This is a genomic window from Niallia yueguangensis, from assembly GCF_052663115.1.
Window position 1 is genome coordinate 41,345 of record NZ_JBQTCX010000029.1, and the last position, 7,039, is coordinate 48,383.

Here is a 7,039-nt window from a genome sequence, read left to right on the forward strand (position 1 = left end):
GATTATTGATCTCTATCACAACAAAAACATTTAGTCATTCTCAATAGAGAACATTTACATAAGAATAAACTAGAAAATAAAAGCATCATATTTTGCCACTAATTGTCACCTTTCATTTTGAAAAGAACATAATATTATTGATAGATGGCATTATTGCTCCAATAACTATCTACTTTCAATATATTCTACTTACTGCAAATTGTTGTAAACAAACTACTATTTTGGGGACTGCTATATTATTCGTTTTCCAAATTATTCTTCATTTAACAAAGGATTTACAATCCCTTCTATCTAAATTAATATTCAAATGCTATTTTATATGTAGTGGGGATAGCATGCGTGGCTATCATGGTATTTGGCGAAGGCGGAGCCGATACTTTTTTTATTTTCAATCTAGCAAAATAAATTCTTCCTCTTTCTTTTCCTATTAAAAAATGAACAACTTCCTTTCATAAGCAGCTACATCATCCGTTTATTTCAATTCACTTATTTATTTCTGAAACTTTTTGTTATGTAAGTCGTATTTTATTCCAAGAAGTGGTTATGCAATGGAATTATCTTTTGTGGAGCATAACGTTGTCCCATTAAATACTAATAGTAAAGGATGTTACATAAAAAAGAATATATCATATAATTTAATAATCTATTAAAGTAGCACTATTAAAGGAGTTTTATATGCAGAAATTTTCCTACTCTCCTCCTAAGTTTAAGCCATCAACTAAAATAATAGATGTAATGGACGAACAAGGTAATGTAGTATGCAAATTCAAAAGAACTTACAAAAACTTAATAGCTAAAATAGGAAATTATATATTTGATATTGATTGGTCTGTTCAGTATGACGCTTATTCAAATGATGGAGATATAGTTTTTCAGAGCAAAAAAGTAACGAAGTGGTTCGGTAGGCCAGAGTACAATGTATTTAACTGTAAGACAAATGAGGAATTCAATGTAAGTTATAAAACATGGCAAAAAATTGCCCCTGAATTCCTCATTACTAATAATACGAGTGAATATGTATTAAAAAAAGAACTCATGGATTGGGTTAGGTTTTATCACCAAGGTAAAGAAGTGGCAAGATGGAATAGGAAAGCTACAGAATTATTCAAAACATATTTAGAAATTGAAGAAGATTGCCCTATCCAAGACCCGGAATTTTTTATTTGTTTGTTTCAAAATATTTTCTATGTCGGCGACTAAAAATATTTTACATTTTTAAGTAAATCAAGTTTCAGCATGCGCGTTGAAAAAAGTGATACTTCCTAATCTTTAGTAAAATAACTTAATTTCCATATTCTACATACCACTAAATCGGTTTTATCGATCGGTTTAATCAAAATAATCATCTTTATTAATGAATGGATTAAGGATAAACTTTCTTTAAACGGACAGATGGAGGAGGATTAAAAATGAAAATTGCATCCATTATAGGCAGCTCAAGAGCTGAAGGAAACACTGAATTACTAGCAAACGAGGTCTTGAAAGACATAAAACATCAAAAGGTATATTTAAAGGACTTATCTATTCAACCAATTGAAGATTTACGCCATACAAAAGAAGGATTTCAACTCATAGATGATGATTATGATCAAATCGTAAAAGTATTCATGGAAAACGATGTAATCATCTTTGCCACACCAATATATTGGTATACGATGTCGGGCTTAATGAAAAATATGATTGATCGACTTAGTCAAGCGATACGTGATGAAAGGTACCCACAATTTAAAGAACGTATCAAGACAGTAGAGGCGATTGTTATTGCGGTAGGTGGAGATGAACCAAGAATAAAAGGCCTGCCCCTTATTCAGCAATTCCGCTATACTTTCGATTTTTTAAATATGAATTTCTCAACTTATATTTTAGGAGAAGCAAACAAACCAGGTGATATCCTAAACGATTCTCAGGCTTTATCACAAGCTCAATTTTTAAATAAAAGTCTTGCTGCACGCAGCTCAATTAAAGAAATACAGTCATAAGAGCAGTAGGATTGTTTTACTGCATAATTTTCATCTACTAATACATAAATTTCACCATAACCGTTAAACTAAGGAAAAAGAGGTGAAATAATGTTGAAAAATTCACTTGCAAATATCCTTATTGCCAGCTTTTTTTTAAAGAGGAATTTAGATTGGCATCGTAGAGCAGTCATTCTTTCTTTTCCTGTATTTCTTCTTGCTATGATGATTCAATCAGAATACACTATTTATCGAATAAAAAAGGAAAAAGCATAAAGATTATTAGTTACCAGCGATAAATTAAAAAAGAGGCTCAAGATAAAGTGGCTAAGTTCCAGCAGCTTTATCTTGGACCTCTTTCTTTCTCCCCTACAATAAACCCCTCTTTAAGATATAACTTCAAACGTTTTTGCATTAAATCTTTATATCTATTATTCTTACTTCCCCGATTTATCTAGAAAGATTAGAATTAAATACTAGTCTTTCTTCTAAATTGTCGTACAGTGGCACTAAAATAGTTATTTACTATTTACTATTTATTACATATGTTAATATTATTAATATAACTATATGGAGGCGATATTATGTCATTTGCAAAAACACCAAAACCACCTTATTATGCTGTAATTTTTACTTCTCAAAGAACAGAAAAAGATGATGAAGGGTATGGTCAGGTTGCTAATTTAATGGTTGAACTTGCTTCTAAACAACCGGGTTTTTTAGGTGTTGAAAGTTCTAGAGATCAAGATGGTATAGGAATCACTGTTTCCTATTGGGACAGCTTAGAATCTATAAAATTATGGAAAGATAATATGCCTCACCAAAAAGCTCAAGAAAAAGGGAAAACTGATTGGTACTCCAAATACATAACTCGTATCTGTAAAGTTGAAAGAGATTATTCTTTTAATAAATAGAAATTTATTCGGGGCTCGTATTATCGAAGCCTCTTTTCGCGCCTTATTTATCAAGATTACTAAAAATACTTACCACTTTAAATCCGTACAACTTATATAATTTATTAAGGGAGCCTTTCACTTGAAAACGTTAAAATACTTTTTTTGGATAACTGATATCGGTTTTATTATTTATTGGTTCATTACTCTGTTTCATTTAGTTCCAAGTCAATATTTATTCAAAGATTACAATAATCCTATCCTAAGCGCTTGGAATTGGTCGTTTTTTCCATTAGATATACTCATATCAATTACTGGGTTTACTAGTCTTTACTTCTATAAGAAAAGTAATCCTAACTGGACAAAACTAGCTTTAATATCTTTAATTCTAACATCATGTTCTGGACTACAAGCCCTTTCCTTTTGGGTTTTAAGGTCAGATTTTGATATTTCTTGGTGGCTGCCGAACTTATATTTACTTTTATATCCATTATTTTTTCTCCCCCGATTCATTAAGGCAGATCAGAAATAAATACTGGTCTGTCTTCTTCACTAATTTTCAAGACAACATGATATTTATCTTTCCTTCTTAATAATTGACATTATCTCGTCTAGTGATTGTTCATATGCACTTTTATCATAATGATCAGAATACGGATTAGCAAATCCATGGTCTGCATTAAACAAGTGAACATCAACACTTTGATATTTTTCGTTTTTTAGTTTAATTATTAATTCATGAACGTTAAATGATTTTTCATTTTCAGCAAAAAATAAAGATACTGAGCATTTAGGTGTTTTTTGATAATAGTCTCTAATTCTTGAGCCATAGAAACAAAATGCTCCCTTCAGATATGCATTTTGTGTACTGCATATCCAGGCAATGGTTGCCCCAACACTAAACCCTACTAAATAAATTTCACTATAGCTTTTATGTACTTGATTAATTAGTTTATTTATAGCAACAGCACCTTTTTCAAACCCAATATAATGGAAAAAATTATTGTATGCTTCATCTTCCTGATGCTTACTAAAAGATTCGTCTAAGTAAAGTAAATTAGGACAAATCACATCAAAACCATTTTCTTCGAATATTTTTTTAAATAAATTCATATGGTCATTTACTCCATAAATTTCATGAACTAGAATTACTAGTTGATCTCTTTTTTTAATAGATGACATCCATTTCCTCCTTCAAACTAGCTTAGCCAAACATTCTAAGTTGATTGGACAGCTCTTTTCCTTTCCCATGAAGTCCAAGTTTATTTTGCAATTGAGTTGGTAGTATACAAGTAATATTTTTTACGTCCTCCACAGTAATATCTTTTTGATTTGTATAACCCGAAATTTCTTCTCCTATCATTGTAAAATCAAAGGGTGAATTTTGGAATATGATTTCTGCCAACTTTATATACATTTCATTGACTTCATTTAACCAAGGATTTAACTCTTTAGTAAGAGGATATTGATAAGGGTATTTCTTTCCAAATGAGGCTTGCGGTATAGAAATATCTAACCAATCTGACTCACCACTCACTCTAATCACGCAGATCATACAAGGAAGTTCATTTTCTTCCGACAAATATAAGAATCCATAAAACTGATCTACACTTTCATCTTCAATATTTATTGGTAGAGAAATAGAATGCTTTTCATAATCCTTTTTTTCTCCCCACATTCCATTAAAGAAGTCACTCTTACACAAAGCATTCAGAGCTTCGTTAATCCTTTTGTCATCACCGAATGGATGATATTCAATCGATAGCTCATAAAAACCGCCGATCCAATTTTCAGGATTAATATAATAATCATATTCCATTTTGTCTTTCACCCCTTTTTAGAAACTTTTAGAAATATTTACGGTGCAATAAATTTTTTTATAATTTTTAAAAAGCCTTTCCACCGAACGTTTATTCGCTTAAAATGAATATACATATTTAAACAAGAAAGGATGGTTTTTTGATTTTTCCTTATCGTAATGACCCTAGAAAAACGTTAATTCCCTACTTAAGCAATCTTGATGAAGAGTATTGGTTTAAAGAATCAGACTTTTATCCAAAAAATCTCGCTTGGATTGTTTCCCATATTTCAAACAGCGAAGACTATTGGATTAATGAAATTGGACTAAAAAAGAATTGTATTTTAAATATAAATGATGACTGTTCTCCAAAAGAAATATTAGATAGCTATATTCACATTAGAAATTATACAGATGATATACTGAATACATTTGATTCTTCACAACTTGATAAATTAGTTGAAGTTCCAACGTTTTCAGATGGATGGACACCACCTTCCATACCTACTCTATACTGGTTGTATCATCATGTTTACACACATGAAGTATATCATGTTGGACAAATTGCAATTTTCGCACGTATGAATGGATTTCAAAAGCCCTTATTTTAAACATGCTGCCAAGTAGGGAGATCTGCCTTCTCGATATAATAAAAAACGTGACACACACATTCAGGTACATATTATTCAGTAAAAATATAGCCTATAATTTTCTAATTTTCACATGTATAATGGCAGTATTATTTTAAAGGGGTGTTCTGATTTGTTTTATAAGCTTACAAAAAAGCAACAGCAATCAATGATAGCTGACATTCAATATTTCTTTTCTCAAGAAAGAGATGAAGAAATATCTGAATTTGCTGCAGAAAGAGTATTAGATTTCGTTAAGGAGTCACTTGCTCCTCATTTCTATAATGCGGCAGTTTTAGATGTTAAACATGTGGTTGAACAGCAATTTTCTTCTCTTGAAGATGAAATATTGACCCTTGAACGTCCGACCAAAAGTTAAATAATTTATTCAAGAGTGAAATTGTTCAGCATTTCACTCTTTTTTATTGTCAAGTTTCATCTAATTGCAACATTACAACTCTTGATAGCTAACCCTCTTTTATATAAAATTAACTTGAAGTGATACTATGCATTACCAGAATTTATATCCTGCTTCTGTGAGGATTTTGTACCATTGTTCCCTTGTCATCTGCACACCCTCAAGTGAATGTAATGCTCTCTTTATACGCTGTCTATTTCCTGTTCCTAATACTATAACAGAATCGGACGGATGCTTTAAAAGCCACTTGTAAATCACTTCATCTATTTCCTCAAGGTGAAGTTCTTTCCTAATACCTTCTAATACATTCCTCATATTTTCTTCAAAAGCATTTTTAGGATTGAAAATTCTGCCTCCAGCTAATGGAGACCAAAACATCGGATGGATACCTTCCTTTAAACAATGAGTCATTGTACCATTTTTATAATTTTCGATTCCTAAAGGATTTAACATAAATTGATGCGTAACAAATTTTACATCTGAATATTTTTGCAGTGTGTCGAATTCCAAAGGATTATGGTTTGATAATCCAAAGTATCTAACCTTTCCTTCCTCTTTTAATTGAAGAAACGTATCATTTAATTCTTTCGGATTAACAAGCAAGTCATGCATATGAATAAGTAGTATATCAATATAGCTGGACTTAAGTTTTTCTAATGATTTATTTACCTGATTTATGATGTATTCACTATCTGAATTAAAATATCTTGTTTTTATTGTTGGATTTTCTTTACTAGGAACGCATATGGAGCATTTTGAAATAATTTCAATTTTTTCTCTTAACTGAGGTTTTAATTCTAAAACTCGAATAGTTCTTCATTATGATGATTGCTACCATATATGTCAGCATGATCAAATGTTGTAATTCCTTGTTCAATACACCATTCTACAAATTCCACTCTTTGTTCAACGTTTAAGTTCCATTCATTCATCCGCATACATCCAATAACTATTTTTGATACCGAGAAATTGTTCTGTATATTTACTTTCACAATAGGTCCCTCCATGGATTATTTATTTTTTCCTAATATCCTAATTCTGCTCATAAAAATGTTTATTCCTTCTTATTTCAGTTCAAAAAAGATACACTTGTTAAAGTAAATAGTACGTTTAGTTGAGAAAATATAAAAACATTAGTAATCACAGCACCGTTTTGAGGTACTTACTAAATAAATGACACAAGAAATGACGTATGAATTAGCATACGTCATTTTGTTTTTATATCAAGATTTATTAAGCTTTTTGATTACTTTTGGCACCATAAAGAATATTGACTTACTAATCATAAGAAAAAAGCCCACAAATTGCGGTCCTTTTGTAATTATTTCTTCGACTAAAGGGTG

At 30.7% G+C, this 7,039-nt stretch carries 11 protein-coding genes; 7 read left to right on the top strand and 4 right to left on the bottom strand.

The annotated features are described in order from the left end of the window. The first annotated feature begins 675 nt into the window (after positions 1–675). The 5 genes from ACTYA4_RS19945 (at position 676) to ACTYA4_RS19965 (ending at position 3,383) form a co-directional block, all read left to right on the top strand. On the top strand, positions 676–1,200 hold the full coding sequence (locus ACTYA4_RS19945; RefSeq protein ID WP_443481547.1) for a tubby C-terminal domain-like protein: 525 nt from the start codon (positions 676–678) through the stop codon (positions 1,198–1,200). Between the two features lie 209 nt (positions 1,201–1,409). Next, positions 1,410–1,979, top strand: coding sequence for a flavodoxin family protein (locus ACTYA4_RS19950; RefSeq protein WP_443481546.1), 570 nt, complete (start codon positions 1,410–1,412; stop codon positions 1,977–1,979). Positions 1,980–2,069: 90 nt separating this feature from the next. Further along, positions 2,070–2,234: a hypothetical protein gene (locus ACTYA4_RS19955; protein WP_443481545.1), complete on the top strand. Its 165-nt coding sequence runs from the start codon at positions 2,070–2,072 to the stop codon at positions 2,232–2,234. Positions 2,235–2,539: 305 nt separating this feature from the next. Then, the gene (locus ACTYA4_RS19960) at positions 2,540–2,872 is read left to right on the top strand and encodes an antibiotic biosynthesis monooxygenase family protein (RefSeq protein WP_443481716.1); all 333 of its coding nucleotides are present in this window, start codon (positions 2,540–2,542) and stop codon (positions 2,870–2,872) included. A gap of 121 nt (positions 2,873–2,993) precedes the next feature. Beyond that, positions 2,994–3,383, top strand: coding sequence for a DUF5360 family protein (locus ACTYA4_RS19965; protein ID WP_443481544.1), 390 nt, complete (start codon positions 2,994–2,996; stop codon positions 3,381–3,383). Between the two features lie 44 nt (positions 3,384–3,427). Here ACTYA4_RS19965 and ACTYA4_RS19970 read toward each other — a convergent pair whose 3' ends face one another. Further along, positions 3,428–4,033 (bottom strand): dienelactone hydrolase family protein, encoded by a 606-nt coding sequence (locus tag ACTYA4_RS19970; protein WP_443481543.1) that lies wholly within the window; start codon positions 4,031–4,033, stop codon positions 3,428–3,430. A gap of 22 nt (positions 4,034–4,055) precedes the next feature. Then, positions 4,056–4,670 carry a hypothetical protein gene (locus ACTYA4_RS19975; RefSeq protein ID WP_443481542.1) on the bottom strand — a complete coding sequence of 205 codons (615 nt, stop codon included), beginning with the start codon at positions 4,668–4,670 and terminating at the stop codon, positions 4,056–4,058. 140 nt (positions 4,671–4,810) lie between these two features. Here ACTYA4_RS19975 and ACTYA4_RS19980 point away from each other — a divergent pair, with 140 nt between their 5' ends. Then, entirely contained in the window at positions 4,811–5,260 is a 450-nt protein-coding gene (locus ACTYA4_RS19980) for a DinB family protein (RefSeq protein ID WP_443481541.1), read from the top strand. Between the two features lie 151 nt (positions 5,261–5,411). After that, positions 5,412–5,657: a DUF2164 domain-containing protein gene (locus ACTYA4_RS19985; RefSeq protein WP_443481540.1), complete on the top strand. Its 246-nt coding sequence runs from the start codon at positions 5,412–5,414 to the stop codon at positions 5,655–5,657. A 132-nt stretch (positions 5,658–5,789) separates the two neighbouring features. Here ACTYA4_RS19985 and ACTYA4_RS19990 read toward each other — a convergent pair whose 3' ends face one another. Further along, the gene (locus tag ACTYA4_RS19990) at positions 5,790–6,506 is read right to left on the bottom strand and encodes an aldo/keto reductase (protein ID WP_443481715.1); all 717 of its coding nucleotides are present in this window, start codon (positions 6,504–6,506) and stop codon (positions 5,790–5,792) included. Continuing rightward, complete coding sequence (locus ACTYA4_RS19995; RefSeq protein ID WP_443481539.1) at positions 6,494–6,688, bottom strand: aldo/keto reductase; 195 nt, start codon at positions 6,686–6,688, stop codon at positions 6,494–6,496. The genes ACTYA4_RS19990 and ACTYA4_RS19995 overlap by 13 nt, the downstream gene beginning before the upstream one ends. Positions 6,689–7,039: the final 351 nt, after the last annotated feature.